At 58.5% G+C, this 25,050-nt stretch carries 21 protein-coding genes; 11 read left to right on the top strand and 10 right to left on the bottom strand.

Annotation, left to right across the window (positions count from 1 at the left end):
* Positions 1–8 precede the first annotated feature (8 nt).
* Genes D7I37_RS17940 through D7I37_RS17930 form a run of 3 tightly spaced genes read right to left on the bottom strand, consistent with a single transcriptional unit; the run spans position 9 to position 2,538 of the window.
* Positions 9–992, bottom strand: a complete 984-nt coding sequence (locus D7I37_RS17940) for a biotin-dependent carboxyltransferase family protein (RefSeq protein WP_129544127.1) — start codon at positions 990–992, stop codon at positions 9–11.
* Positions 989–1,696 carry a 5-oxoprolinase subunit PxpB gene (gene pxpB / locus D7I37_RS17935; RefSeq protein ID WP_095097067.1) on the bottom strand — a complete coding sequence of 236 codons (708 nt, stop codon included), beginning with the start codon at positions 1,694–1,696 and terminating at the stop codon, positions 989–991. Before pxpB ends, D7I37_RS17940 begins: the two co-directional genes overlap by 4 nt.
* 2 nt (positions 1,697–1,698) lie before the next feature.
* Positions 1,699–2,538 (bottom strand): ABC transporter substrate-binding protein, encoded by an 840-nt coding sequence (locus tag D7I37_RS17930; RefSeq protein WP_061799108.1) that lies wholly within the window; start codon positions 2,536–2,538, stop codon positions 1,699–1,701.
* A gap of 297 nt (positions 2,539–2,835) precedes the next feature.
* On the opposite strand from D7I37_RS17930, the gene D7I37_RS17925 reads away from it, so the two are divergent.
* Positions 2,836–3,756 carry a DMT family transporter gene (locus D7I37_RS17925; protein WP_061799106.1) on the top strand — a complete coding sequence of 307 codons (921 nt, stop codon included), beginning with the start codon at positions 2,836–2,838 and terminating at the stop codon, positions 3,754–3,756.
* Between the two features lie 146 nt (positions 3,757–3,902).
* On the opposite strand, the gene D7I37_RS17920 is transcribed toward D7I37_RS17925, so the two are convergent.
* The 6 genes from D7I37_RS17920 to D7I37_RS17900 form a co-directional block, all read right to left on the bottom strand.
* Positions 3,903–6,992, bottom strand: coding sequence for an efflux RND transporter permease subunit (locus D7I37_RS17920; RefSeq protein ID WP_129544126.1), 3,090 nt, complete (start codon positions 6,990–6,992; stop codon positions 3,903–3,905).
* Complete coding sequence (locus tag D7I37_RS17915; protein ID WP_061799104.1) at positions 6,989–8,095, bottom strand: efflux RND transporter periplasmic adaptor subunit; 1,107 nt, start codon at positions 8,093–8,095, stop codon at positions 6,989–6,991. The genes D7I37_RS17920 and D7I37_RS17915 overlap by 4 nt, the downstream gene beginning before the upstream one ends.
* Before the next feature lie 328 nt (positions 8,096–8,423).
* Positions 8,424–9,176, bottom strand: a complete 753-nt coding sequence (locus D7I37_RS17910; RefSeq protein WP_242502712.1) for an ABC transporter substrate-binding protein — start codon at positions 9,174–9,176, stop codon at positions 8,424–8,426.
* Positions 9,146–9,379: a hypothetical protein gene (locus D7I37_RS27415; protein WP_242502711.1), complete on the bottom strand. Its 234-nt coding sequence runs from the start codon at positions 9,377–9,379 to the stop codon at positions 9,146–9,148. The genes D7I37_RS17910 and D7I37_RS27415 overlap by 31 nt, the downstream gene beginning before the upstream one ends.
* A 45-nt stretch (positions 9,380–9,424) precedes the next feature.
* On the bottom strand, positions 9,425–11,005 hold the full coding sequence (locus D7I37_RS17905; protein WP_129544125.1) for a rhodanese homology domain-containing protein: 1,581 nt from the start codon (positions 11,003–11,005) through the stop codon (positions 9,425–9,427).
* A 2-nt stretch (positions 11,006–11,007) separates the two neighbouring features.
* On the bottom strand, positions 11,008–11,607 hold the full coding sequence (locus D7I37_RS17900) for a cysteine dioxygenase (protein ID WP_095097049.1): 600 nt from the start codon (positions 11,605–11,607) through the stop codon (positions 11,008–11,010).
* Positions 11,608–11,717: 110 nt separating this feature from the next.
* Between D7I37_RS17900 and D7I37_RS17895 the strand changes: the two genes are divergently transcribed.
* From D7I37_RS17895 to D7I37_RS17860, 8 genes are all read left to right on the top strand, one after another.
* Positions 11,718–12,635, top strand: coding sequence for a LysR family transcriptional regulator (locus D7I37_RS17895; RefSeq protein ID WP_129544124.1), 918 nt, complete (start codon positions 11,718–11,720; stop codon positions 12,633–12,635).
* A 143-nt stretch (positions 12,636–12,778) separates the two neighbouring features.
* Positions 12,779–13,861, top strand: coding sequence for an LLM class flavin-dependent oxidoreductase (locus D7I37_RS17890; RefSeq protein ID WP_061799094.1), 1,083 nt, complete (start codon positions 12,779–12,781; stop codon positions 13,859–13,861).
* Between the two features lie 23 nt (positions 13,862–13,884).
* Positions 13,885–15,051 (top strand): acyl-CoA dehydrogenase family protein, encoded by a 1,167-nt coding sequence (locus tag D7I37_RS17885; protein WP_095097042.1) that lies wholly within the window; start codon positions 13,885–13,887, stop codon positions 15,049–15,051.
* Between the two features lie 13 nt (positions 15,052–15,064).
* Entirely contained in the window at positions 15,065–16,039 is a 975-nt protein-coding gene (locus D7I37_RS17880; protein ID WP_061799090.1) for an ABC transporter substrate-binding protein, read from the top strand.
* Complete coding sequence (locus tag D7I37_RS17875) at positions 16,036–17,085, top strand: ABC transporter substrate-binding protein (RefSeq protein WP_061799089.1); 1,050 nt, start codon at positions 16,036–16,038, stop codon at positions 17,083–17,085. Before D7I37_RS17880 ends, D7I37_RS17875 begins: the two co-directional genes overlap by 4 nt.
* Positions 17,066–18,064 (top strand): ABC transporter permease, encoded by a 999-nt coding sequence (locus tag D7I37_RS17870; RefSeq protein ID WP_095097039.1) that lies wholly within the window; start codon positions 17,066–17,068, stop codon positions 18,062–18,064. The genes D7I37_RS17875 and D7I37_RS17870 overlap by 20 nt, the downstream gene beginning before the upstream one ends.
* Positions 18,058–18,846 carry an ABC transporter ATP-binding protein gene (locus tag D7I37_RS17865; protein ID WP_061799086.1) on the top strand — a complete coding sequence of 263 codons (789 nt, stop codon included), beginning with the start codon at positions 18,058–18,060 and terminating at the stop codon, positions 18,844–18,846. The genes D7I37_RS17870 and D7I37_RS17865 overlap by 7 nt, the downstream gene beginning before the upstream one ends.
* A 54-nt stretch (positions 18,847–18,900) precedes the next feature.
* The gene (locus D7I37_RS17860; protein WP_129544123.1) at positions 18,901–19,698 is read left to right on the top strand and encodes a class II aldolase/adducin family protein; all 798 of its coding nucleotides are present in this window, start codon (positions 18,901–18,903) and stop codon (positions 19,696–19,698) included.
* 207 nt (positions 19,699–19,905) lie between these two features.
* Here D7I37_RS17860 and D7I37_RS17855 read toward each other — a convergent pair whose 3' ends face one another.
* On the bottom strand, positions 19,906–22,467 hold the full coding sequence (locus tag D7I37_RS17855; RefSeq protein ID WP_207205538.1) for a glycosyl hydrolase family 18 protein: 2,562 nt from the start codon (positions 22,465–22,467) through the stop codon (positions 19,906–19,908).
* Between the two features lie 479 nt (positions 22,468–22,946).
* Between D7I37_RS17855 and D7I37_RS17850 the strand changes: the two genes are divergently transcribed.
* Both D7I37_RS17850 and D7I37_RS17845 read left to right on the top strand, forming a co-directional pair.
* Positions 22,947–23,624: an ABC transporter ATP-binding protein gene (locus D7I37_RS17850; RefSeq protein ID WP_129544122.1), complete on the top strand. Its 678-nt coding sequence runs from the start codon at positions 22,947–22,949 to the stop codon at positions 23,622–23,624.
* Positions 23,625–23,638: 14 nt separating this feature from the next.
* Positions 23,639–25,033 carry an ABC transporter permease gene (locus tag D7I37_RS17845; protein ID WP_129544121.1) on the top strand — a complete coding sequence of 465 codons (1,395 nt, stop codon included), beginning with the start codon at positions 23,639–23,641 and terminating at the stop codon, positions 25,031–25,033.
* Positions 25,034–25,050: the final 17 nt, after the last annotated feature.

The following is a 25,050-nucleotide window of genomic DNA, read 5'->3' as shown; positions in this document are numbered from 1 at the left end:
GTTCCTTATCAACCGACAACCCTGGTCAGCGGCGCTACGCTGGCGCGCAGGCGCAGCAGCCAGCCTTCAATCTCCTGACGCACCGCGATGGCGGTACGCGTATCGCCCTGTACCAGTTGAATTGACTGACCCGCCTGCAGTTGGCCCAGGCGCCAGAGGTCTTCTTCAATCACGCAGGCAATTTTGGGATAACCTCCCGCAGTGTTGGCATCGCTCAGTTGAATAATCGGTTCGCCGGCCGGCGGAACCTGCACGATACCCGGGATCAGGCCGTAGGAGCGTATTTCAACCGTTTCGGCGGGCAGGAGCGGCTCCCCCGCCAGGCGATAGCCGGTACGGTTGCTGTGCTGCGAAATTTTCCACGCCTGGCTCCAGAAGCGCGGTGCATCGGCGGCAAACAGCGGATACTCGCCGGCGGGGATGGCGCGGATCTGAACGTCGCCCTGAGCGTTGAGCGGAAAAACGGCGCTCAAGGCCACTTCCGGCGGCTCAAGGCCGATCCCCGAGGCCGGGAGCGGCGCCCCCAGCCTCGGACCGCACGACAGCACATCGCCGCGCTGCAGCGGCCGGCCCTCGAGTCCGCCGAAGCCACCACGCAGAGCGGTACTGCGCGAGCCCAGCACCAGCGGAACATCAATACCGCCGGCCACACACAAATAGCCGCGCGCGCCGCGGCGGGGAAAGCGTAGTTCCAGCATCTGGCCTTTACGTACCGCGCAGCCCCACCAGGCCGGTAGCTCTGCGCCGTCAAGCCTGGCCCGGCAGTCGGCGCCGGTGAGCGCGATCCAGGTATCCGCCAGGAAACGCACGCGGAAGGGAAACATCTGCACTTCGATTGCCGCCGCGTTTTCCTCGTTTCCCAGCAGCGTGTTGCCGGCACGCAGCGCCAGCGGGTCCATCACGCCGCTCACCGAGACGCCAAGGTGGCGCCACGCCGGGCGGCCTAAATCCTGGATCGTATTTAGCGATGCGCTTTGTTCAATCTCAATCACAGTTCGACTCTCTCCGGCAGAAAACGGATGATATCGCCTGGCGCCATCAGCGCAGGAATGGCGGCATGGGGGTTGAATACCTCAATTTCCGCGTAGCCGATGGCGTTCCAGCCGTTCGGCCCGGTCAGCACCGAGACTCCGGCCTGCGGCCCGCCGATGGTGACCGTCCCCTTGAGCATATTCAGCGAAGGCACCTTTTTACGCGGCGTCGCCAGGCGCGGATCCAGGCCGTGCAAATAGCCGAACCCCGGCGCGCTGCCGAGCGCCACCACGGTGTAGACGCCCTGCGAATGCCGACGAACGACCTCCCGGGCGGAAAACCCGGTATGACGACAAACCGCCTCCAGGTCGGTGGCGTGTTCCCCGCCGTAGCACACCGGGATATCAATCTGCCGTCCTTCGACGTTGAGCGCCTGCGCCGCCAGCCAGCACTCGCGCAGACGGCGCTCCACCCCCGTCGGCTCCTCCGGCGTATCGCGTAGCAGCACCAGTAAATTGGTCACGCCGGGGATCAAGGACTCCACCTCCGGCCACTGCTGCAGGCTTTGCGCCAGCGACCAGATGCGCCGCTGCGCCGGAAGGTCGAAGGCGCCGGGCGCTTCGATAAGCCAGGCTCGGCTACCCATCATGGAGATCCGCGCCGGGGCGCCGGCATGAAGCTCAATGCGGCGCTCGGGTAACAAGGTTTTCGATGTCGGCGTCATACTTATTCCAGCGGTTCAAACGTGAGGCTGGATAGCGGCTGTACCCGTTCTTCGCGGGCCATTTTGTATTCGGTGTTCGGTCCAATCCAGGTATTCCAGATTTTGTCTATCGTCCCGTCGTCATCCATCGCCTTCAGGCTTTCATTGACGCTGGTCAGCAGCTGCGGTTCGCCCTGTTTCATCCCCACGCCGATGGGTTCAAGCGCCATCGGCTCTTTAATCATCGCCAGATTGATGCCGTCCTTTTTCGCCTGGCCGATCATTTTGATACCGGTCATGGTGTTGGTGACGAAGCCCTGCGCTTTATTCTGTTCAAGGGCAAGGAAGGCCGAAGCGGCGTCCTGGAAGGTAACCGGCTTGCCGCCCTTCAGCACGATGGATTGTTCTGAGGTGGTGCCCTTGGTAGCGCTGATGCGCTTGCCTTTGAAATCGGCGAGGGTTTTATCGGCATTCGCCTCTTTGACCAGCAGCATCTCTTTGGCGACGTAGTAAGGGTCACTGAACTGGATCTGGCGGCCGCGCGTTTTGGTATAGGCAAGGTTGGCGATCAGCACGTCGGCTCGCCCGGTGGCGATGACCGCGATACGCGCTTCAACGGAGGTGGGAACCAGCTGCGCCTTGACCCCCATCTGTTTCGCCAGCGCATGGCAGAGCTCAACGTCCATCCCGACCAACTGACGGGTTTGCGGATCCGGCGCAGAAAACGGCGGCACATCGGAATAGACCGCGCACCTCAGCTCACCGCGCGTATGAATATCCGCCAGCATGTCGGCGCACGCGGCGCCGGACACCGACACCAGCGTCAGAGCCAGCGCTAAACCCGCATTTCGCTTCAGTTTCATTATTGTTTCCCTCGGTCTGGATAAAAGAGTACCGACGTCCGGTAAGGGGTTCCCCGTTTCGCCAGTATGGCTAACCACTTGTCGCGACTATATCGGCATTGTTTGCGCGGCGGGTAAGAGGGAAACGCTGTCGGGAGATAGGTGATTTATATGACCGCGCCGGCGGGGAGAAATAAGCAAAAATTATCCTGACAGAACGAAATTATCTTATCTACCCACCTTGCGCACCCTCTACTGTAACGCCAAGCGCGACATCCACGCCGCGCCCCACCGCGACCGTTAACCGAAGGTAGTCACATGAATGCCCGACCTGGGATTTATCTAAAAATACTCTCCACCCTGTGCGCGACCTTAATGCTGGCCTGCGTCAAAGGGCTACAGGGGGCGATTCCGACCGGCGAAGTGATTTTCTTCCGCTCCTTTATCGCCATGTTCCCCCTGCTCATCTGGTTAAAAATTCAGGGCAACGTGCTGGCCAGCATTAAGACAAAAAATATTTTCGGCCATTTGATTCGCGGCTTTTCCGGTACCGGCGGGATGTACTTCAACTATCTGGCGCTGGTGTCGATTTCCCTCGCCGATGCCACCGCCCTGAGCTATGCCGCGCCGCTATTCACCGTCATCATGGCGGCCTTACTGCTGAAAGAGCGGGTGCATTTTTCCCGCTGGCTGGGGGTGCTTGTCGGTTTTTCCGGCATCCTGTTTATGCTCTCCGCCAGCTTGACCGCCAGCGGCTCCCTGTTCGCCGGCGGCCAGCCGCCGTCCGGAATGGCCCTCGGGGTCGTCTTCGCTCTGCTGGCCGCGCTCTGCACCGCCACCTCCAACATTCAGATCCGTTTTCTCAACGGCATCGAAAAACCCGGCGCCATCGTCTTTTACTTCTCGCTGATGACCAGCCTGATTGGTCTGGCAACCAGCCTGTTCGGCTGGGCACGGCCAACGCCGGGGCAGCTTCTGTTGCTGGTGGGCTGCGGTTTTTTCGGCGGTATGGCGCAGATTCTGGTCACGCTAAGCCTGCGCTTTGCCGACGCCTCGCTGCTGGCGCCGTTTGATTACACCACGCTGGTCTGGTCGATGGCGATTGGCTACCTGTTCTTAAACAGCCTGCCCGGTTCGTCAACGCTGATCGGTGCGGGGATGGTGGCGCTGGCGGGGATCTTCACCCTGTGGTGCGACCAGCGGCGGCGGCGGGCGCATATTGCGCGCGCCTCGTCATGATTTTGCAGATGACCCGCGCTGGCTGCGGGGGACTTGTCATCCTTCAGGCTAGCAGGACGATAGTCCGCGATCCCTACTCGCCGGCAAGAATGGCCTGTTCGTGCGAGCGCCGTTCGGACAAAGTCGCTGGGGTAAACAGGCGATCGTCACACCGCCGCCTGCGTTTCCGTACGCTTGCGATCGTCAGGACCTATCCTGAACCAGATGGCATACATGGCCGGCAGGAAGACCAGCGTGATGATGGTGCCGCCAAAGGTCCCGCCAATCAGGGTATAGGCCAGCGTTCCCCAGAACACCGAGTGCGTCAGCGGGATAAACGCCAGAATGGCCGCCATCGCCGTCAGCAACACCGGCCGGGCTCGCTGCACCGTCGCCTCCACCACCGCATGGAATGGCGCCAGCCCTTCCCGTTCGTTGTGATGGATCTGACCTATCAGGATCAGGGTGTTACGCATCAGAATACCCGACAGCGCGATTAAGCCTACCAGCGCATTGATGCCAAACGGCTGGTTGAAGAGCAGCAGCGTTGGCACCACCCCAATCAGCCCCAGCGGCGCGGTGAGGAATACCATCACCATCGCCGACATCGATCGCACCTGCAGGATGATAATCAACAGCGTCATGGCGATCATGATAGGGAACAGCGGCGCCATCGCTTTGGTGGCTTTGCCGGATTCTTCAATAGAACCCGCCTGTTCAATGCGGTATCCGGCCGGCAGCTTATCGATGACCGGCTGCAACTGTTTCATAATGGCCGTGGAGACATCCGGCGGCTGCAGATTTTCGGCGATATCGCCCCTGACGGTAATGGTCGGGGTACGATCGCGTCGTCGCAGCACAGGCTCTTCCATTTGCACTTCAACCTCCCCTATCTGTGAGAGCGGAATGCGCTGGCCGGAAGCCCCCACCAGGGTAAAGCCCGCTATTTTTGCCGGATCGAGCCGGATATCCCCCGCCGCACGCCCCATCACCTGCACCGAACGAATGTCTTCGCGCACAGAGGTGATCGGCACGCCTGAAAGCAGGAACTGCAGCTGCTGCGCGACCGCGTTCGATGTCAACCCCACCGCCTGCAGGCGGTCCTGATTGAGCGTGAAATGCAGCGTCGGCACCCGCGGCCCCCAGTCGGTGTTGACGGTTCTCATCATCGGGCTGGCCTGCATCACCTTTTCTACTTTGTCGGCAATTTCGCGCAGTTTAGTCGGATCCGGCCCCATAACGCGCCAGGCCACCGGATAAGGTGAATACGGACCAAACACCAGCTGGGTCACGCGCACGCGCGCCTCAGGTGCCAGGCCGCCGGCCGCCGCTTCGCGTAGCCGGAACTTAAGCGCCTCGCGCGCATCCTGGCTGGCCGTCAGTACGACAATTTTTGCGAACGACGGGTCGGGCAGCTCGGGCGCCATGGCCAGATAAAAACGCGGCGACCCCTGCCCGATGTAGGACGTGACGATTTTTGCCTCTTTCTGCTTTTTCAGCCAGGCTTCAATTTTCGCCGTGGTGGCACTGGTCTCCTCAATCGAGGTGCCGTAAGGCATCTGCACTTCAACCAGCACCTCCGGGCGATCGGATGTCGGGAAAAACTGTTTTTTCACCACTCCCATGCCGAGAATAGCAACGGTAAACACGGCAACAACGGTGCCGGCCACTATCCATTTTCGCGCGATAACCCGGGTCAGTATCCGGCGGAAGCGGTTGTAATGGCGGGTGTCGTAAATGGCCGCATGCCCGCCCGCCACCGTTTTGATTTTCGGCAGCATTTTCACGCCCAGATAAGGCGTAAACACCACCGCCACAATCCAGGAAGCAATCAGGGCGATACCGACAATCCAGAACATGTTGCTGGTGTACTCACCGGCAGTGGACTGCGCAAAGCCGTTGGGCATAAAACCGACGGCGGTGACCAGCGTGCCGGCCAGCATCGGCGCCGCCGTGTGGCTCCAGGCATAGGCAGAGGCTTTGATGCGGTCGTAGCCCTCTTCCATTTTCACCACCATCATCTCGATGGCGATGATGGCATCATCGACCAGCAAACCGAGCGCCAGGATCAATGAACCCAGCGTAATACGGTCGAAGTTCTTGCCGGAAGCCTCCATCACCACAAAGACGATAGCCAACGTCAAGGGTACGGCAGCGGCAACCACCACGCCCACGCGCCATCCCATACTGACGAAGCACACCGCCATGACCACCAGCAGCGCGACAAAGAATTTGATCATGAACTCGTCAACGGCTGAGCTGATGTTGACGGACTGATCGGTCACCTTCGTCAATGTCATGCCGAGCGGCATGCCTTCGTTGATTTTGGCCGTTTCCTCATCCAGCGCCTTGCCCAAATCCAGGCCGTTCCAGCCCTCACGCATCACGATCCCCAGCAACAGCGCCGGTTCATCCTGGTTGCGGACCAGGAAGGTCGCAGGATCTTCATAGCCGCGCTCAACGGTTGCCACGTCGGAAAGCTGCAGGGTTCGGCCCTGTGCGACGATGGGCGTTTCGCGGATCTTTTCCAGTTTGTCGAAGGCGCCATCAAGGCGAATAAACACCTGCGGCCCTTTGGTGTCGATCGAGCCGGCGGGCGTCAATACGTTCTGGCTGTTGAGGGCGGCGAAAATATCCTGAGGAGAAATGCCCAGCGTGGCCAGCCGGTCATGCGAGAACGAAACAAAGATGCGTTCGGCCTGCTCCCCGATGATATTGACCTTCTTGACCCCGGGGACATGCAAAAGGCGCTGGCGCAACGATTCCGCATCGCGCACCAGCCGTCGCTGCGGCTCCCCTTTCGCCTTCAGCGCAAAGAGCGCAAAGGTCACATCGGCGAATTCGTCATTGACCATCGGCCCGATAACGCCCGCCGGCAGGTTTTCGGCCTCATCGCCGAGCTTCTTACGCGCCTGATAGAATTCTTCCTGCACCTGCGAAGGCGGCGTACTGTCCTGCAGTGACAGCATGGTAAAAGCCAGGCCGGGGCGGGTGTAAGTTTCACTGCGGTCATACCACTTGAGTTCCTGCATGCGCTTTTCAAGCGGTTCGGCCACCTGATCCTGCATTTCCTGCGCAGTGGCCCCCGGCCAGGCGGAAATAATGGTCAGCTGCTTGACCGTAAAGGGGGGATCTTCAGCCCGCCCCAGCTCGAAGAACGAAAGAATCCCGGCCACGGTAATCAGGATAATAAGAAACAGTGTGATTGAGCGCTCACGCACGGCGAGCGCTGAAAGATTGAATCTCCCCTCGCTCATGGCTGGCTCCCGGCGACGCCGACGTCGCGCTGTTCGGTACGGACGGCCTCACCGTCGTGCAGCAAATGCGCCCCCAGGGCAACCACCTGTTCACCGGGTTTGAGGCTACCGGTTACCCTTGCAGCATCGTCACCCACCCCCAGCACCTGAACGGAACGCCATGACACTTTGGCGGGTTTAGCTGAAATGCTCCAGACGCCCGGCCCCTTTCCCGGATCATAAATTGCAGCCAAAGGTACCTGCATCACCTGGTGGGCCGCCTTATCTTCTGCAATATGGAGCGTAACGGTGGAGCCGAGCGGTGCGCCTGCCAGCGCCCCCTCAAGCACATATCTCGCCTCGAAGGTGCGTGTTACCGGGTCGGCGGCATCGGAGAGCAGGCGCAGTTTCGCGGGAGATGACCGTTTTCCGGTACCGTAGAGCGTTGCCTGCGCCTCGCTTCCTGGAGCCGGTCGTAACGTCTCAGGCAGCTGCACGATGGCCTCGCGTTGACCGGCTCTGGCCAACCTGACCACCGCTTGCCCGGCACTGACAACCTGCCCGGGTTCGGCCAGCGTATCCATGACCACGCCGTCGGCATCGGCCAACAGCACGGCATAGCCCGTCGCATTTTGCGCCACATTCGCCTGCGCCTGGGCAGCGCTGAGTTCTGCTTTGGCCGTATCGGCGGCGGCTTTTATCTGATCGTAGGCCGATGCCGACACCGCGCCTGTCGCGACCAGGCCGCGATAACGCGCCTCATCATCAGCGCTCTGTCTGGCGCGAGCCCGTGCGGCCGCGACGGCCTGTTGCTGAGCCTGCGCCTGCAGGCGCAGGTCAACGGGATCCAGGCGCATTAACGGCTGACCACGTTTAACGGTCTGCCCGGTATCGACCAGACGTTCAAGGATCTTGCCTGGTACTCTGAAACCGAGGTCGCTTTGCACCCGGGCGACAACGACGCCGGTAAATGCGCGGGAGGCATCGACGGCACTTGCTACGGTTGCCGCCCTGACCAGAGGCGGCTGAGTGCGAGGATCGTCGGTGCCGGAAGGCTCGCCGCAGCCCATGAGGGCAAGCGGCAACAGGCATACGGCAAAGGTGACAGGTTTGAGCCTGAGCATGGGTTCCCTTCTTGATTTGACAGGACAGTAACCGCATTCTCAGATCAGTGACCATTAATGTCAATGGTCACTCGGGATGACAGACTTCTCAATAAATGCTCGGCCGCGGCTGCCACGACCTGATCGCGGATACTGTGGCCCCATCACCTCGTGTGGGATATACATTTTCCTGCCTGGTCATTTTTCCATGCTTAGCCCAATGCCCCTGGTTGACAATGAGTAACCATCCTTAAATTAAGTCACCTCACTAAACTGAGCCAAGGATATCGGCATGATTCGCGAGAAATAACCCAGGCTATTAACAGGACAGCAAAAAATGACGCATTATTCACTTCGCCAGAGTGAACTCCTTATCGATCAAGTTATTAACATTCACCTGATGTGGCAGTATTTTTAACCGATAAAACAAATCGGCCACTGGCTGCAACACATTAATGTCCTGCTGATTGACGCTATGCGCGCCCTTTGACGTCCGATCCGCAATGTGCCGGGCGGTTTCCGGCGGCAAACGCGTCAGTTGAGCGTAAACCCTGGCGTATTCCTGCGGATGATCGATCGCCCACTGCCGCGCCCTGGCGACGCGTTCGGCAAAGTCTTTGATGGCCGCTCGCTTGTCCGGATCGGCCAACGAGGGCGTAGTGGCGGTTAAGAAACCGAGCGACGGGGTCAATCCCCGACCATCGCGCAGCAGGCGCGCGCCGCTTTGCTCCGCAACGCCCAAATAGGGATCAAAAACCGCCCAGGCCGCCACCTTGCCAGTGCTGAACGCTGCGCTGGCATCGGTGGGCATGACGAATTGAATCTTCACATCCTCCCGCTTCAGCCCAGCCTCCTGCAGCGCCGCGTACAGCAGGTTTTGCGAGATGCTGCCACGCGCCGAGGAAACCACCACCGTTTGCCCTTTCAGCTGCCGAACGCTGCGCAACGGCGAATCCTTCGGCACAATAATCCCGTTAGACTGGCCATAGCCGACGTTGGTCTGAATCAGCTTAAAATCCACCCCGCCCGCCGCCGCCATTAATACCGGCAAATCCCCGGCATAGGCCGTATCTACGGCTGCTGCGCGCTGCGCTTCAAACAACGGCGCCGCCCCTGGAAATTGGCCCATTGATATTGATAGGGCGCATCCTTCATCACGCCGGCGGCTTCTACCAGGCTACGCAGCCCACGGGCCTGATCGCCCAGAACCAGTTTGGCATCGCCGATTGCCCCCTGTGCCAGCGATGCGGTTAATAACAAGGCGCTCAGCCCCACGCCCCTCAGTAATACCGAAAAATGCGCCATACTTTTCCTCTTTGCCGGTGATGGTCATGCGTATTGTCGGATGATTCAAAGCACGGTAAAACCATGGGTTGCATCGCGCTCAAGCTGTTCCACCAGCCCGAACTCCCAGTCCAGATACGCTTGCATCGCTTCACGCGGATTGTCCGTGCCTTCGTACGGGCGGCGATAACGGTCAATGCGCGGCGCGGCCAACCGCCCTTCGCCCTTTTCCAACGGCCGATTTTCGGCTATCCACGCCTGGGTGCCGCCGGCAAGCAGCTGCACCGGCTTGCCGCTCAGCGCCACCACTTCCGGTACCGCGTAGCGCGCCAGCTGGCTGCTGCCGCAGGTCAGCACATAGCGTTTCGCCGGCGGCAGGTTTTCCAGCGCCAACGGCAACTGTGAACGAAGGACCCAATGCGCGCCGGGAATATGGCGCGCCACATAGTTGGCGCTGGTGGTGAAATCCAGCAGCACCGTGCCTTCCTGGCCCAACAGTGCGGCCAACCGCGCCGGGGCTATCTCATCCGCCGGCGGCGGCGGCGGCAGCTGCGCCGCCGGATCGCCCCGCTCGCTAAAGTCGGCGTCCTCCAGCCCATCGAGTACCGCCGCATCCCAGCCCATTTGCGCCAGCCAGGAAGCGCTCATATTGGCACGCACGCCGTCGTCATCCACCAGCACCACGCGGGCGCCGCGCACGCTGGCATAGTGATCCGTTTCCTGCACCAGCTGCCCGCCGGGCGCACCGTAACTGCCCGACAAATGCCCGACGCGGTACTCCTCGGGGCTGCGCACGTCAAACAGATAGGTGGTGCGCGCCGCATCCTGCTGCCACAGCCCAAGCGTCTCGCGGTCAATGCGCCGTACGCCGGCCGCGTCCGCCACTCGCCGCGCCCGCTGCTGCGCCAGCGCCAGGTTGTCCACCTTCTCGGTGTAACGCCGCTGCCGCTGACTTTCCAGCGCAAACCCCGCCAGCCCCCAGCCGATTGTCCCGTTGCGCAGCGCCGCCACCGGGTTGCTGATGCCGGCGTTGATCAACGACTGGGCGCCGATAATGCTGCGTGTACGGCCGGCGCAGTTAACTATCACCTGCGTATCAGGATCCGGCGCCAGCGCATTGATCCGCAGCACCAGCTCCGCCCCCGGCACGCTGGTGCTGGTGGGGATACTCATGGTTTGGTATTCATCAAAACGGCGCGCATCGACGATCACCACATCGGCATGCCGATCGATCAGGGCCTTAACCTGCTGCGCAGTCAGCGATGGCGTATGCCTGCGGCTTTCCACCCATTCGCCGAAGGCCTTGCTCGGCGTATTTACGTCCTGGAAAAGCTCGCCACCAGCGGCTTGCCACCCCGCCAGGCCGCCAGTCAGCAGGGCGACATCCCCATAACCGAACTGCCGTAGCCGCCTGGCCGCCCGTTCAGCCCGCCCATCGCCGTTGTCATAGACGGTAATCGGGGTACTGCGGCGCGGAATGCGCCGGTAGACTTCCAGCTCCAGCTTGCTCAGCGGGATGTTCACGGCGAACAGCGGGTGGCTTTCAGCAAATTCGGCTTCTTCACGCACATCGATCAGCGCCAATTCCCGGCGGGCCAACAACGCGGCGCGCAGGGTGGAAAAATCACGGTAAACAAAGGCAGGCATAATTACACTTCCTTAGAAAGGTCCCAAATATTAGGCAGTTGAGTATTGGAATAACCGGAGATAAAGGGCTTCACCGCGCCACTTTCGCCATACACGGCGCGCTTAACGGCGCCGATATTGCCGCCATACACATGAATGCTGATTGACACGCGATCGTTAAACGCATTGCGGACCTGGTGAATGTCGCCGTCCTGTTCGGACAGTTTCGCCACCTGCCCGGCGGTTAACCGCTCGGCGCCGCCTTCAGGCTGGGGCACGCCCTGGCCGTCAAGCAGGTAACGCTGGTTGATTTCAGCCCCGCGCAGCATGCCAATCAGCCCCCACACCCGGTGATCATGGATCGGCGTGACCTGCCCCGGCCCCCAAACGAAGCTGACGATGGAAAAACGCTGGGCGGAATCAACGTGCAGCAGGTACTGCTGGTAATGTTCAGGGTGTGGGCGGGAGTACTCTTCTGCCAGCCAGTCATCCTTGCCGACCAATTCGGCAAGCCATTGCGCCGCGTTATCGAGCCGCGCCGCGTCGCCCAGCGGCTGTTGGTGCAATTGGGCCAGCCGCGCGATGAACTGGCGTAAACGGTCTAAGCGTAAGGGCGTTGTCATGAGGCATTCCTGTCTGAAGGACTGCTTATCACGCTAACAAAGAACTTTTTATTATTTAAATGCATTTTTGTAATAAACTAAAATGCAAAATACACATAAAGAGAATTTCCATGCGTACAGATGATATTGACGCACTGCTGGCGGTGGTGCAATTCGCTTCGCTTAACCAGGCCGCGGAATACCTTGGCATTAGCCAATCCGCCATGACCCGCCGCCTGCAAAGCTTTGAACAGAGCCTGGGCGCCACGTTGCTGGATCGCCAAACCAAACCACTGAAGCTGACGGCCATCGGTCACCGCGTCTATGAACAGTGCCTGACGATCAAGCGCGAAACCAAGCGGCTGGAAAGTTTGCTTAATCAGGATGCGGAACCCAGCGGCCCGCTGCGCCTGGGGATCCCGCAAAGCCTGAGTGAGATAGCCCTGCTCCCGGCGCTCATTGCCCTGGGCGAGCATTACCCGCAGTTGCGCCCGCAGGTGACCTGCGGTTGGGGCGGGCAGCTGATAAAACGCCTGGAAAACGTTGAGCTGGACAGCCTGCTCGCCATGGGGCCGGCGCAGCAAATCTTCGATGACCACCTGGTGACGAAGGCACTGTGCCCGTTAGAGGTTGTCGTGATCGCCGGCAAAAGTCTTCGCATCCCCGCCGCCCGGCTCAGCGGTTGCGCCCATTATGGCTGGGTGTTAAACCCTGATGGCTGCGGCCTGCGCGCCGGGTTAGACCGCGATCTGCAGGCGCAAGGGTTAGGGCTGAAAATCAATGTGGAGACCACCGGCACCCAGTTGCAAATCGGCCTGGTGGCCCAGGGGCTCGGGCTCGGGTTGGTGCCGAAGGCAGCGCTGGCGCACAGCCCGCATCGAGGCGACATCGCGATTGTTGAGCTGAGCGATTTCCGGCCAAAAGTTCAACTGTGGCAGGTCAGCAGCCCGGGGCTGGGCAACCTGCAAAGGCCCACCACCTTTTTTGCCGAAAAGATCGTTCGGGGCTTAGCATTTAATTCCATGAATGATAAGGAGTTAACTTTATAATTAACTTTATGCATATTAAGATATGATAAAAATGCATTTAAATCATTAGACCATCGCGTATAGGGTATAAACACCATGCTGCTTATTGCCAGACATTATGGCCGGCAGCCAGACCCTATCACGATCCCTGACAAGGAGTTCTAATGAGCGTCCAATTTTTAGGCATGATCGGTCACCGTCTGTCTTCGGAAATCATCCCTCCGGCTGGCCCAATATTTGACCGCGATTACATTGTGCGTTTTGCGCAAACCCACGAGGCCGCCGGTTTTGATCGCCTGCTGGTCGGGCATTGGTCCGATCAGCCCGACGGCTTTTTAGTCACGGCGCTGGCCGGGCTATCCACGCAAAAAATCAACTTCTTGCTGGCGCACCGGCCGGGCTTCGTCTCGCCGACCTTGGCGGCGCGTAAATTCGCCACCCTGGAACACCTGTTGGGCGGACGCCTGGCGGTGCATATCATTAGCGGCGGGAACGACGCAGAACAGCGCCGCGACGGCGACTATCTCGACCACGATCGGCGCTATGCCCGCACCGAAGCATTTTTGGAGATCGTGCGCCAGGTCTGGACCCAGGAACGGCCGTTCGACGCCCATAATGACTTCTATCGGGTCGAACAGGCTTTTTCGGCAATAAAACCGCTGCAACAGCCCCATATCCCGATTTTCTTCGGCGGCTCATCCGACGCGGCGATCGCCGTGGCCGGCAAGCATGCCAATGTGTTTGCCCTGTGGGGCGAATCGCTGGCGCAAACCCGGGAAACCATCCAGCGCGTGCGGGCCGAAGCGGCCAAACACCAGCGCCAAATCGACTTTAGCGTGTCATTCCGACCGATTATCGCCGCCACCGAAACGCAGGCTTGGGAAAAAGCCAAAGAGATCCTGCATGTCGCCACTGAACATGCCGCGCAAACCGGCGCGGGCCATAAGAACAAGCCCAACAGCGTGGGCGCTCAGCGTCTGCTGCAAACCGTGGCGCAAGGCGATGTGGTGGATAAACGTCTGTGGACCGGCATCGCCAGGTTGGTCGGCGGCGGGCACAACTCCACTGCGCTGGTGGGTACGCCGGAGCAAGTGGCCGATGCCCTGCTTGATTATTACGATCTGGGCGTGCGCAACTTCCTGATCCGCGGCTTTGATCCCCTCAACGACGCTCAGGAATACGGTAAAGAACTGTTGCCGATCGCCCGCGCCAAAATCGCCCAGCGCGGCGCCAAGCAAAGCGCCTGATGGGTAACGGAAGAGACGCCGGTATGAATTCTGTCCAGTCTACCCGCCAGCTTGCGCGGCGACGGCACATGCAGCCGCCGCTTGAGCAGATCACCGAGCAACTGGCGCAGCAGGCTGCGGCGCTGGATCGCAGCGGCGCATTCCCGCACGCCAATCTGGCCTTGCTGCATGAATATGGGCTGCTGGGTCTGGCCTGCGAGCAGCGTTATGGCGGCGCCGAAGCCAACCTGTTCACTTTGCAGCAGGTTGTCGGCGCCATCGCGCAGGGCGAACCCTCAACGGCGCTGATCGTCTGCATGCAGTACCTGCACCACCTGCGCCTGGCTTCCAACCCCAGTTGGCCAGAATCGCTGCGCGGCGCAGTCAGCCACGGCGCGGTGCAGAACGGGGCCTTAATCAACAGCCTGCGGGTAGAGCCGGAACTGGGTTCCCCTGCGCGCGGCGGCTTGCCCCACACCGTGGCGGCTCGCACGTCCGCCGGCTGGCGGCTCAACGGCCATAAGCTCTATACCACCGGAATCGAAGGGCTGAGCTGGCTGGCAATCTGGGCTCGCAGCGATGATGCCGACCCGCAGGTGGGCACCTGGCTGGTTCCGCGCGATAGCCCGGGCATCACCATTAAACGCAGTTGGGATCATCTGGGCATGCGCGCCACCGGCAGCCATGAGGTGATACTGCGCGATGTGCTGGTACCGCTGCCCCATGCGGTGGAGATTTATCCGGCCGATCGGCCGCCGGCGCCGGATACGGCGCAGATCCAGGCCGCCGCCAATGCGCATGCCGCCCTGCTGCCGGCCATCTATGACGGCGTCGCGCGGGCGGCGCGCCGCTGGCTGATCGCCTGGCTGCAGCAACGGGTGCCGGCCAGTCTGGGCGCCCCGTTAGCCAGCCTGGCCCGCGTGCAGGAAAACCTTGGGCAAATCGATGGCTTGCTGCTGGTCAATCAAAGTCTGCTGCGCCAGGCGGCGGCGCGGGCATTCAGCACTGAACAAGCCAACCTGGCAAAAGTGACCATCACCGAAAACGCGATAGCGGCAGTGGAAAAGGCGCTAACCCAGAGCGGCAACCACGGCCTGAGCCGCCACAACCCGCTGGAGCGCCACTACCGTAACGTACTCTGCGGCCGGATACATACCCCACAAAACGACAGCGCATGGATCAACGCCGGCAAGGCTGCGTTAAAACCATAGGACGATAATCAACATGTTGCATATTAAACACACCCTGGGCGCCCTATTGCTGTTCGGCCTGGCAGGCCAGCCGTCGTTCGCCGACGCACGCATCACCCTGCATATCGCCGATCAAAAAGGCGGTATGCGTTCACAAATGGAAGCGGCCAACGAACTCGCCAACCTGCCTTACGACATCAAATGGGCCGAGTTCCCCGCCGCCGCACCGCTTGCCGAAGCATTGAACGCCGGCGCGGTTGATGTCGGCATTATCGGCGATGCCCCATTATTGTTTGCCCTTGCGCAGGGCGCGCCGGTTAAAGCGGTCGCGGTGGACAAAAGCAACCCGGCAGGCACCGCGGTGCTGGTGGGCGAACACTCGCCGCTGAAAAGCGGCCAGGATCTGCAAGGTAAACGCATCGCCACCGGCAAAGGTTCTATCGGCCACTTTGTGGCGTTGAAGGCGCTGCAGCAAGCCGGCCTGAGCGCGGCGGACGTACAGTGGGTCTTTTTGGGGCCAGTGGACGCCAAGGTCGCGCTGCTTAGCGGCTCGGTCGACGCCTGGGCCGCCTGGGAACCTTATACCACCCAACTGGTTAAAACCGGGCAAGGCCATGTGCTGGTCAGCGGCACCGGCCTGCTGCCGGGAAATACCTTCCTGGCGGCCACTGATGCAACGCTCGCCGATAGCGCGAAACGCCAGGCGCTGCAGGATTACCTGAACCGCCTGGCAACGGCGGAGCGCTGGGCCTATGCCAATCTCGACAGCTACGGGAACACCCTGGGGAAAATCATTAAATTCCCGCCCGATATCGCGCGCGAACAGTTCGCCAGCCGCCAACTGCGCTGGCAGCAAATCGATGAGACGACCGTACGCCAACAGCAGGCCACGGCCGATTTTTATCAGGCCAACGGTCTGATCCGGCAACCACTCGACGTTACCCATACCTTTGATAATGGCTTTAGCGTGCCGCCGTTGGCGCAGACACAACAGGAAGGTCGACCATGAACCCCATTGCTCATCATTCGCGCCGCAGATTCCTCCGGCTGGCCGGCAGCCTGCTGGCGGCCCCGGCGTTGGCCGGCATCTCGTCGCAGCTGTTCGCCCATGATATGGCAACCCGGCATCAGGGTAGCGACCACGCACTGCGCCTGCCCGAACCTTACAAGTTGAAACTCGCCATCAACCAGAGCGCGGTATGCATTGCCCCCGTCACCGTGGCGGAGCGGCAGCGCTTCTTCAGCAAGTACAATTTGGACGTAGAATTTGTCAACTTCGGCAACTCGACCGATCTGCTGTTGGAAGCGATCGCCACCGGTAAAGCCGATGCGGGCATCGGTATGGCCCTGCGCTGGCTGAAGGCGCTGGAGCAAGGCTTTGACGTAAAGCTCACCGCCGGCACCCACGGCGGCTGCCTGAATCTGCTGACCGCCAAAAATGCGCCCTTTACCAGCCTGGACAAGCTGAAAGGCCAAACCATCGGCGTGACCGATATGGCCGGCCCGGACAAGAACTTTTTTGCCATTCTGCTCAAACGCCACGGCGTAGACCCGATCGCCGACGTGCAATGGAAGGTTTATCCCGCCGATTTATTGAGCGTCGCGTTGGATAAACAGGAAATTGCCGCCATCAGCGGCAGCGAGCCCTTTAGCTACCGCTTATTGGAGACCGGCAAATACCAACTGCTGGCAAGCAATATGACCGGGGAATACGCCAACCTCAGTTGCTGCGTGGTTGGCGTCAGCGGGTCGCTGGCCCGCCAACACAAAGCCGTAGCGGCGGCGTTAACCCAGGCGCTGCTGGATGCCCACAGCTATGCGGCAGAGCACCCGGAGAGCGTTGCCGAAGCCTTTATGGCCCACGCGTTAAACACCAACGTCGAAGAAGTGGCCGGCATTATCCATGGCCAGGCCCATGGGCATCATGCCGTTGGGGAAGCCTTCGTCCAAGAGCTTACCCAGTACGTCAGCGATTTACAGCGGGTACAGGTGATTAAACCCGGTACCGATGCCCATCAGTTTGCGGAGAGCATCTATGCCAACGTATTTGCTTGATCGCACCATAAAAGGTGAAAAAAACGCCGGCGAACGATGCTGGCTCACCGGCCTGCTTGCCGCCGCGGCGTGGCTGGCGGCCGGGCTTTTCACCACCTATTGGCCCGACGCCAACCGCCAGTGGCCATACAGCCAGGCCTGGGCTTATCTGCAACTGGCGCTGGGGGTGGCGTTGCTGGCCCTGGCGCTGAGCTATCGGCGCTGGAACGGCCGCGGGCAGCGCTTGCAGCGCGCCGGACAATGGCTGGTCGCGCTGCCGCTGTTTTTCAGCCTGTGGCAGCTGCTCACGGCGAAAACCGGGGTGCTGCCGGTGCCGTTCTTCGCCCCGCCGCAGGCGCTGATTGAGGTTTACCTCACCGACTGGCCGCGCCTGCTGAACAGCCTGTATCACTCGCTATCGTTATTGTTGCTGGGGGTAGCGATCGGTACCCTGGCCGGCTTTGTCAGCGGCGTGGCGATCGGCTGGTCGCAGCGCATTGGCTACTGGGTGCATCCGATACTTCGCATTCTCGGGCCGGTGCCTTCAACCGCCTTGCTGCCGCTGTGCCTGTTTATCTTTCCCAGCAGCTTTGGCGCCAGCGTGTTTCTGATCGCTCTGGCGACCTGGTTCCCCGTTACCGTTCTCACCTGGTCGGGCGTCGCCAACATCGATAAGGCCTATTACGACGTGGCGCGCACCCTGGGCGCCAGTCAGCGCTTTTTGATTTTCCACGTGGCGATCCCCGCCGCCCTGCCCAGCGTGTTTGTCGGCCTGTTCATGGGGTTAGGGGCATCTTTCTCCGTGCTGATCGTCGCGGAAATGGTTGGGGTCAAAGCCGGCATCGGTTTTTATCTGCAGTGGGCGCAGGGCTGGGCTGCCTATCCCAATATGTACGCCGCGCTGATTGTGATGGCCTTTCTGTGCTCGGGGCTGATCAGCCTGCTGTTTTTCATACGCGATCGACTGCTCGGTTGGCAAAAAGGAGTGATGAAATGGTAGCGCAAGCCGCACAGGCTCAGATAAAAGCCACGGGTACGGCGATTGACGTGCGAAACGTCAGCCACAGCTTCACCCTGGGGAAACGGGAAATCGCCGTACTGGATAACATCAGCCTGAGCATTGCCCCCGGTGAAAGCGTCGCACTGCTCGGCCCTTCCGGCTGTGGGAAATCCACGCTGCTACGCCTGCTGGCCGGACTGGAACCGTTGCAGACCGGCCAGCTGCTTGCCGATGGCCGCCCACTCGGCGCCCCCAGCCCCGAGCGCATTCTGGTGTTCCAGGATCCCACGCTTTACCCATGGCGGACGGTGCGGCAGAACGTGCTGCTCGGGCCGCAGGCGCAGGGGCTGAGCGGCCAGGAACGGCAGGCAGACGACCTGATTAGCCGTATCGGCCTCGACGAGTTCGCCAACGCCTACCCGAAGCAACTGTCCGGCGGGATGGCCCAGCGCGCCGCGCTGGCGCGCGCGCTGCTCAACGAGCCGCGCCTGCTGTTGCTCGATGAGCCGCTGGGAAAACTGGATTCACTGACCCGTATCGGTATGCAGCGCGAATTGATTAACCTCTGGCAAAGCCAGGGCTATACCAGCCTGCTGGTCACCCACGACATCGAAGAAGCGCTGCTATTGTGCGATCGGGTGATCGTGCTGTCGCCGCGACCGAGCCGAATTCTGGCGCAGTTTGCCGTGCCGCTCGCCTACCCGCGCCACCGGGACGCCCCGCTGCTGATTAAACACCGGCAGGACATTTTGAAAATCCTGGGCCAAGAGATCGATTGGTAACGTTACTGCCCATCGCTGCCGACACTTATCAAACCACCATTAACGGGAGTTGTTATGTCTTTGGTATCTACCCCTACCGCCAATGCCGGCGAGGTAAAAAACGGCGTCAGCCAGGAAGAGTGGCAGGAGCGCGTCAAGCTGGCCGCTGCCTATCGGTTGGCTGCCCTGTATAACTGGACCGATCATATTTATACCCATTTCTCGGTGCGCGTACCGGGTGCGGAAGAGCATTTCCTGATTAACGCCTACGGCCTGTTGTTCAGTGAAATCACCGCCTCCAACCTGGTGAAAATCGATTTGGACGGCAACATTCTCGCCGACCCGACCGGGTTCGGCATCAACCGGGCCGGCTTTGTGATCCACAGCGCCATACACCGCGCCCGGCCCGATCTGAAAGCCGTGCTGCACACCCACACCAAAGACGGCGCGGCGGTATCGGCGCAAAAAGACGGCCTGTTGCCGCTGTCGCAACATGCGCTGGCTTATTATTCGCGTATTACCTATCACGAATACGAAGGCGTTGCGCTTGATCTGGATGAGCAGGAACGGTTGGTCGACGATCTGGGCCACAGCAACGTGATGATTTTGCGCAACCACGGTTTGCTGGCCGGCGGCGTAAGCATCGAGCACGCGTTCCGCGAACTGCACGGTTTGGAGCGCGCCTGCAACATTCAGGTGGCGGCGCTCGCCGGCGGACGGGACAACTTGCACTACGCGCCGCCGGTCGCGATCGAAAAGGTCAAGGCGCAGTCTGTTCGTTTTCGCGGCGGCTCGGATGAAATCACGCAAAAACACTGGGCGGCGGCCATCCGCCAGCTGGAAGCCAGTGGTTTATCCCGCTTTAACCAGTAACCTGTTATCGAGACATAACCTCCGTGGTGAACGGCGGATCCCTCTTTAACGCGGTGAGTCAGCGCAGGATGTTGTAGTGCGGGATCGGAAAGATTTGGATGGGATTTTTTAACCGCGAAAAGAAATTTTATGCCGTGCGAGATGGGCACAGCGACAGGATGTAAAAAAGGTGGCCTTAACGGCCACCTTGTGAATTAATCTTTAATGTTACTTCGCTTTCCAAACGTCGCTGGCGCCGGGCTTATCGCCTTTGGTCCACCATTTGGCGACCCAGCTTTTACCCTGATACGACACTTCGTCGCCACCGAGGTAAATACTCTTCATATTCCATTCACCGCCGATTTCCTTATCCTGGTTATCCCATACATCGTTGGTGCCCGGTTCATTATTCTGCGTCCACCATTTGGCTTTATAGGTCTTGCCATTCCAGGTCACCGTATCACCGCCATGATAGACCTTCGAACTGCTCCATTGGGTATGGTCATCGCTTTTCTCAGGCAGTACGTTGACGGTATAAATTTCAGAGGTGACGCTGTCTTTACCGTCGCTCACCACCAGCTGGAAGGTAAAGGCGGTCTTTTGGGTCACCTTGGGCGCAACGAAACTCAGCACGGACGAGTTCTTGCCTTCAAGGGCGGGATAGGTAACGCCTTTGGTCGGGGTTTCCCAGCGGAAAGTCAGCTTATCGCCATCGGCGTCGGCGGTGTTAGACGCGTCGAACACCACCTTCTGCCCACCGGCAACGTCCCGTTGTTTGGCGCCCGCAATATCAATAACCGGTTTGTTGTTTTCGATCTCGCTCTGGGCTTTGACGACCACGGTAGTCACCGCCGGTTTTGAATGCAGCTCGCCGTCACTGACGGTCAGAGAGAACTTCAGTTCACCGGCATCCGCAGGCGCAGAAAAATGCGCAACCTCGGCGGAAGCGTCATCAAGCGTCACTGCCGTGCCTGATACCTGCTTCCATGCATAGCTCAATGCATCCTGGTCCGGGTCATAAGAAGAAGAGCCGTCCAGCGTGACATCGTCATTGGCATTTACCGTTTGCGTGGCAACGCGGGTTACGGCGATCGGTGCCCGGTTTACTGGGTCAACCGTACCCTCTCCGTGGCCTAACCCTTCATGCATGGCATTCAGCAGATCGCCATTGCTGTTGCCGATTTCCCAGGAGAAGAGGCCACCCAGCTTATGTTTCTGCACAAAGTCGCCCTTTGCCTTTACCGATTGCGGCGTATCGTAACTGATTAAATCCCCGTTGCTGTCGTTAAAGATATAGGCGGCCTGCGCATTGCTATCGTAGAATTTTTTATAATCGCCCGATGAGTAATGGTTTACGATCTCGTTATACAACAAGACCCCTTTAGCATCGGCGCCCAGCGCACGGCCAATCATCGGCCCGGTCGCTTTGCCGGTAAAAGGCTGGCCCGGCTTATAGCCATGGACACCGGTCCAGGCACGGCCATACTCCGCCACGCCAACCACCAGCTTCTCTGGGTTAACCTGTTGCTTCAGCAGCGCATCAATCGCCTTCTCGGTACTGTGCTCGCTAACCGTACCGATATCGTTATTCGTATACAGCGAGGTCTGGTGATTGAGGTTGTTCAGATCGAAATGGCCCGCAAAGTCATAGTTCATCACAAAGATGTAGTCCATGTACTCTTGCGCCGCCTTATAGTCCACTGCCGCGATTTTTTGCACCCCAGCGCCGATAGCCGAAGTCAGTTCATAGGTGCGGTTATCCTTCTTCGAAAGATCATCAAGCATCGCGCGCAGTTCTTTCATCAGCAGCGTATAGGTTTGCTTGTCCCGGGCATTACCCACATCCGGGTTGGCACCGCCGCCGCCCGGGAACTCCCAGTCGATATCAACGCCATCGAAGAACTTCCAGGTCTGCAGGTACTCTTTGACCGAGTTCACGAAAGTGGTACGTTTTTTCTCATCATGCATGTCGAAGAATGGGTCGGAAAGCGTCCAGCCACCAATCGACGGGAGAATTTTAAGATGAGGGTTCGCCTTCTTCAGGGCAATAAGCTTGCCGAAATTGCCGCCAATCTGCTCGTTATACCCCAGAGCGCCGCCCATATCATGAATAGACACCGTGTAATCGGGCTGCCCATGGCAGGATTGCTGAAGCGTCCGGTAACTGCTTGGCATACCTTCAATATTCAGGCTTTCGTTATTGCCGCAGATAGGCACAAAACCGTACAGGATATGCGTCAGGTTTTGCGCAGGGATTTTGTCTACCGGGAAATGTCGGCCGTATTGGCTCCATTCGGTAAAATAGGTGCCAACCACCTTACCGGATGTGTTTTTATAAGGCTTATTATTGTCCTGCAATGGATTATCGAGCGCCTTTGCGCCGCTACCGTCGGTATCAACCACCACCATGTCCAACGCGTCGCTGAGGGTGCAGCCATCATCATTACAGACTTTTACCGTTAACTGGTAGTTACCCCCCTGGGTAATAGTCACGGGCGCAGACTTGACGCTGCCGGCCCCTTCCCAGACCGACTTTCCGTTCAATAATACGCTGGCGGTTTTGGCATTGTCATTACTCCACATGTCCCAGGCAATATTTAACTTCAGCCCGTCTGGATCACGAATGATCCGCTGCTTATAGCTTGTTGCACTCGGATTGTGTTTCAACATGCTTAAATTTTTCAATTGCCAACCGTCTTTAATCGACGGTTTGCCTGGCGCTGCAGCCATTACAGACGAGCATAGCGTTGCTCCAATAATGAGGGTAAGCAGAGATAATTTAGTTTTCACAATAATCCTTTCACAAAACACAATGGGTTAATGACTCACACAAATTGTAACCGATAGAAACAAACGAGTGCATAAGATGTCGCCCGGCAAAAAAAAGAAAGTCGATAAAAACCTTGAGAATATTCCAATCGCTAATAATAAAAATGGAATTGTACCTAAAGGAATTTCTGGCGAGGTTGCGAAAACAGGTCGTCCCGTCCTGCTAACGGCCGCGCGATCAAGATTAGCTCACCGGCAGCTCGCTCACATACTGCCAGTGTAGATCCCGTTGGGCATCACCCGTCACTTTCTGCGGAGTAGGCATTTGAACGAACCGCGTGATTTTCACGACGTCTTTCGCTGTGACTGATGAAAAATGAACGTCTGGAGCGACATAAAATTGCGAAAAATGACCGCACAAAAAATAACACACGAAAAATGTGGTTATCTGTGATTATAATAATTTGTTGATGCCAAAGAGGTAATATAAAGGAGAGCGCATGTGGGAAGTTGAGATGGAAAACATATGTAAGGATTATTACCTCGGCGAAACCAGGGTAAACGCGCTGAGAGATGTCAATTTAAGCATTAGAAAAAAGAAATTTACCGTTTTGTCCGGGCTTTCCGGCAGTGGGAAAACGACATTGCTTAATGTCATTGGCGGCATTGACAGCATAGACAGTGGAAAACTGTTTATTAATGGCCAGAATATGGCGGAGCTTACCGATAACCAATTAAGCGCCTTCCGCTCCCGTTGCCTTGGGTTTATCTTTCAGAATTTTAACCTTATCCCGGTGCTTAGCGCTTATGAAAACATCGAGTTTCCCTTGATAATGCAAGGCTCCCCCGCCGGATATCGCAGAAGGGCCGTGCTGGAAATGCTGGAAAACGTGGGTTTACAGAGCAAAGCAGGCGTATTGCCCGGCCAGCTTTCTGGCGGGCAGCGGCAGAGGGTCGCCATCGCGCGGGCCTTGGTTCACCGGCCATCGCTGGTGCTGGCTGATGAACCCACGGCAAATCTGGATAATAAGACCAGCATGTCGGTTCTGCGATTATTACGCCGATTACAGCAAGAGTACGCGGTAACCGTTATCTTCTCCTCCCACGATCCGCAGGTTATTGCTGAAGCTGATAATAGTTATATCGTGCATGACGGCGAGGTTAACCAACAGTTTTAAGGCAGGGATGCGCTATGAAAATCGTAAAGCTCGCTATTCGCAATCTTTTTCGCAATCGTCGCCGGGCGCTATCCACGCTGTGCGCCATTGTTGTCGGCATGGTGGGGATCCTGCTATTTGGCGGGTATAATCAGTCAATAAAATATAGCCTGCAAACTGCCTTTGTCAGAGATATGGGGCATCTGCAGATCCAGCAAAAAGACTACATGCTGCACGGCACCAGCAACCCGGCGAAATACAGCATTACCCATTACCAATACATTATGAAAATCTTGGCCAGCGACCCGGTATTAAAACCGCTGCTGGTTGCCAGCACGCCGGTGCTGGTAATGACCGGCATTGCAAGCCATTATTCTGCCGGCACCTCCCGCTCGGCATTGATCTACGGCAGTGAAGTCGCAGGTCAAAAATTATTAAACAAGTGGGATGAATACTCTCTCGGCGATTTACTGGATAAACGCCAAACGCTTAGCGCAACCACCTCTGACGCCGCCTTAATTGGCTCGGGTCTTGCCCAGCAGCTGCAACTTTGCGGACCAGGCCCGGTCTCATCCTGCCGGCCGCCTTCCAGGGCTAAACGCGATCGCCCTTCTGAGGTTATCCCGGCAGATCTGGCTCGGTTATCAGCGGCCAGCCGAAAGGCGCACGGCACGGATAAGGGGTCGCATATTGAACTGCTGGCGGTTTCAACCGGGGGGGCGCCAAATATTGCGCGTGTCAAGGTGGCCGGAATACAGCCCCAGCCAGCGCGGGAGCTGGATAACAGCTTCGTTGCAATTCATTTAAAACAGGCCCAGCAGCTGTTATTTGGCTTTGGCGAACCCGGCGTCACCGCCATTATTTTACAACTCCACAGCACCTCTCAACTAGCAACCGCACGGAAAAGACTGCAGCATCTTTTTGACACCACATTAAAAGCCCAAGACCTTACCGTTTATGATTTCTCAGAACTGCAACCCTTGTATTCACAGATACTCATCATGTTCGGGAAAATATTTAGCTTCTTGTTGGTGCTGATCCTTTGCCTGGCGCTTTTCACCGTGGGCAACACCATGAGCATGGCGGTAATTGAACGCACCGTGGAAATTGGTACGCTACGTGCCATTGGATTAAAGCAGCGTGATATTCAGTGGCTATTCCTTTGCGAAGGAATATGGCTTGGGATTATAGGATCGCTGTTCGGTATCATTATTGCCATAATCTCATCCTACCTGATAAATCACTCTGGATTAACATGGCAGCCCCCGGGCGTTATTGCACCAATACCGATTCAGATTAGAGTCTGGCATGAATGGACAATGATTTTAAGCGTGGTTGGCATATTACTTTTCGCGACTATTCTCTCATCCTGGTGGCCGGCGCGGAGAGCGTCGAAAATCTATATAGCACGAGCGTTGCGTCATATTTAAAATAAAAAAGGAAGGGG

Origin of the sequence: Serratia sp. 1D1416 (assembly GCF_003641105.1) — a bacterium.
Lineage (GTDB): Bacteria > Pseudomonadota > Gammaproteobacteria > Enterobacterales > Enterobacteriaceae > Serratia > Serratia ficaria.
This window is presented reverse-complemented; position numbering and strand designations above follow the sequence as displayed.

Coding starts and splice junctions, on each gene's coding strand:
- D7I37_RS17850 (WP_129544122.1), top strand. CDS start 22,947: ATGTGGGAAGTTGAGATGGAAAACATATGTAAGGATTATTACCTCGGC.
- D7I37_RS17900 (WP_095097049.1), bottom strand. CDS start 11,607: ATGACAACGCCCTTACGCTTAGACCGTTTACGCCAGTTCATCGCGCGG.
- D7I37_RS17930 (WP_061799108.1), bottom strand. CDS start 2,538: ATGAAACTGAAGCGAAATGCGGGTTTAGCGCTGGCTCTGACGCTGGTG.
- D7I37_RS17885 (WP_095097042.1), top strand. CDS start 13,885: ATGAATTCTGTCCAGTCTACCCGCCAGCTTGCGCGGCGACGGCACATG.
- D7I37_RS17845 (WP_129544121.1), top strand. CDS start 23,639: ATGAAAATCGTAAAGCTCGCTATTCGCAATCTTTTTCGCAATCGTCGC.
- D7I37_RS17925 (WP_061799106.1), top strand. CDS start 2,836: ATGAATGCCCGACCTGGGATTTATCTAAAAATACTCTCCACCCTGTGC.
- D7I37_RS17880 (WP_061799090.1), top strand. CDS start 15,065: ATGTTGCATATTAAACACACCCTGGGCGCCCTATTGCTGTTCGGCCTG.
- D7I37_RS27415 (WP_242502711.1), bottom strand. CDS start 9,379: ATGGCGCATTTTTCGGTATTACTGAGGGGCGTGGGGCTGAGCGCCTTG.
- D7I37_RS17895 (WP_129544124.1), top strand. CDS start 11,718: ATGCGTACAGATGATATTGACGCACTGCTGGCGGTGGTGCAATTCGCT.
- pxpB (WP_095097067.1), bottom strand. CDS start 1,696: ATGACGCCGACATCGAAAACCTTGTTACCCGAGCGCCGCATTGAGCTT.
- D7I37_RS17920 (WP_129544126.1), bottom strand. CDS start 6,992: ATGAGCGAGGGGAGATTCAATCTTTCAGCGCTCGCCGTGCGTGAGCGC.
- D7I37_RS17860 (WP_129544123.1), top strand. CDS start 18,901: ATGTCTTTGGTATCTACCCCTACCGCCAATGCCGGCGAGGTAAAAAAC.
- D7I37_RS17875 (WP_061799089.1), top strand. CDS start 16,036: ATGAACCCCATTGCTCATCATTCGCGCCGCAGATTCCTCCGGCTGGCC.
- D7I37_RS17865 (WP_061799086.1), top strand. CDS start 18,058: ATGGTAGCGCAAGCCGCACAGGCTCAGATAAAAGCCACGGGTACGGCG.
- D7I37_RS17905 (WP_129544125.1), bottom strand. CDS start 11,005: ATGCCTGCCTTTGTTTACCGTGATTTTTCCACCCTGCGCGCCGCGTTG.
- D7I37_RS17915 (WP_061799104.1), bottom strand. CDS start 8,095: ATGCTCAGGCTCAAACCTGTCACCTTTGCCGTATGCCTGTTGCCGCTT.
- D7I37_RS17890 (WP_061799094.1), top strand. CDS start 12,779: ATGAGCGTCCAATTTTTAGGCATGATCGGTCACCGTCTGTCTTCGGAA.
- D7I37_RS17870 (WP_095097039.1), top strand. CDS start 17,066: ATGCCAACGTATTTGCTTGATCGCACCATAAAAGGTGAAAAAAACGCC.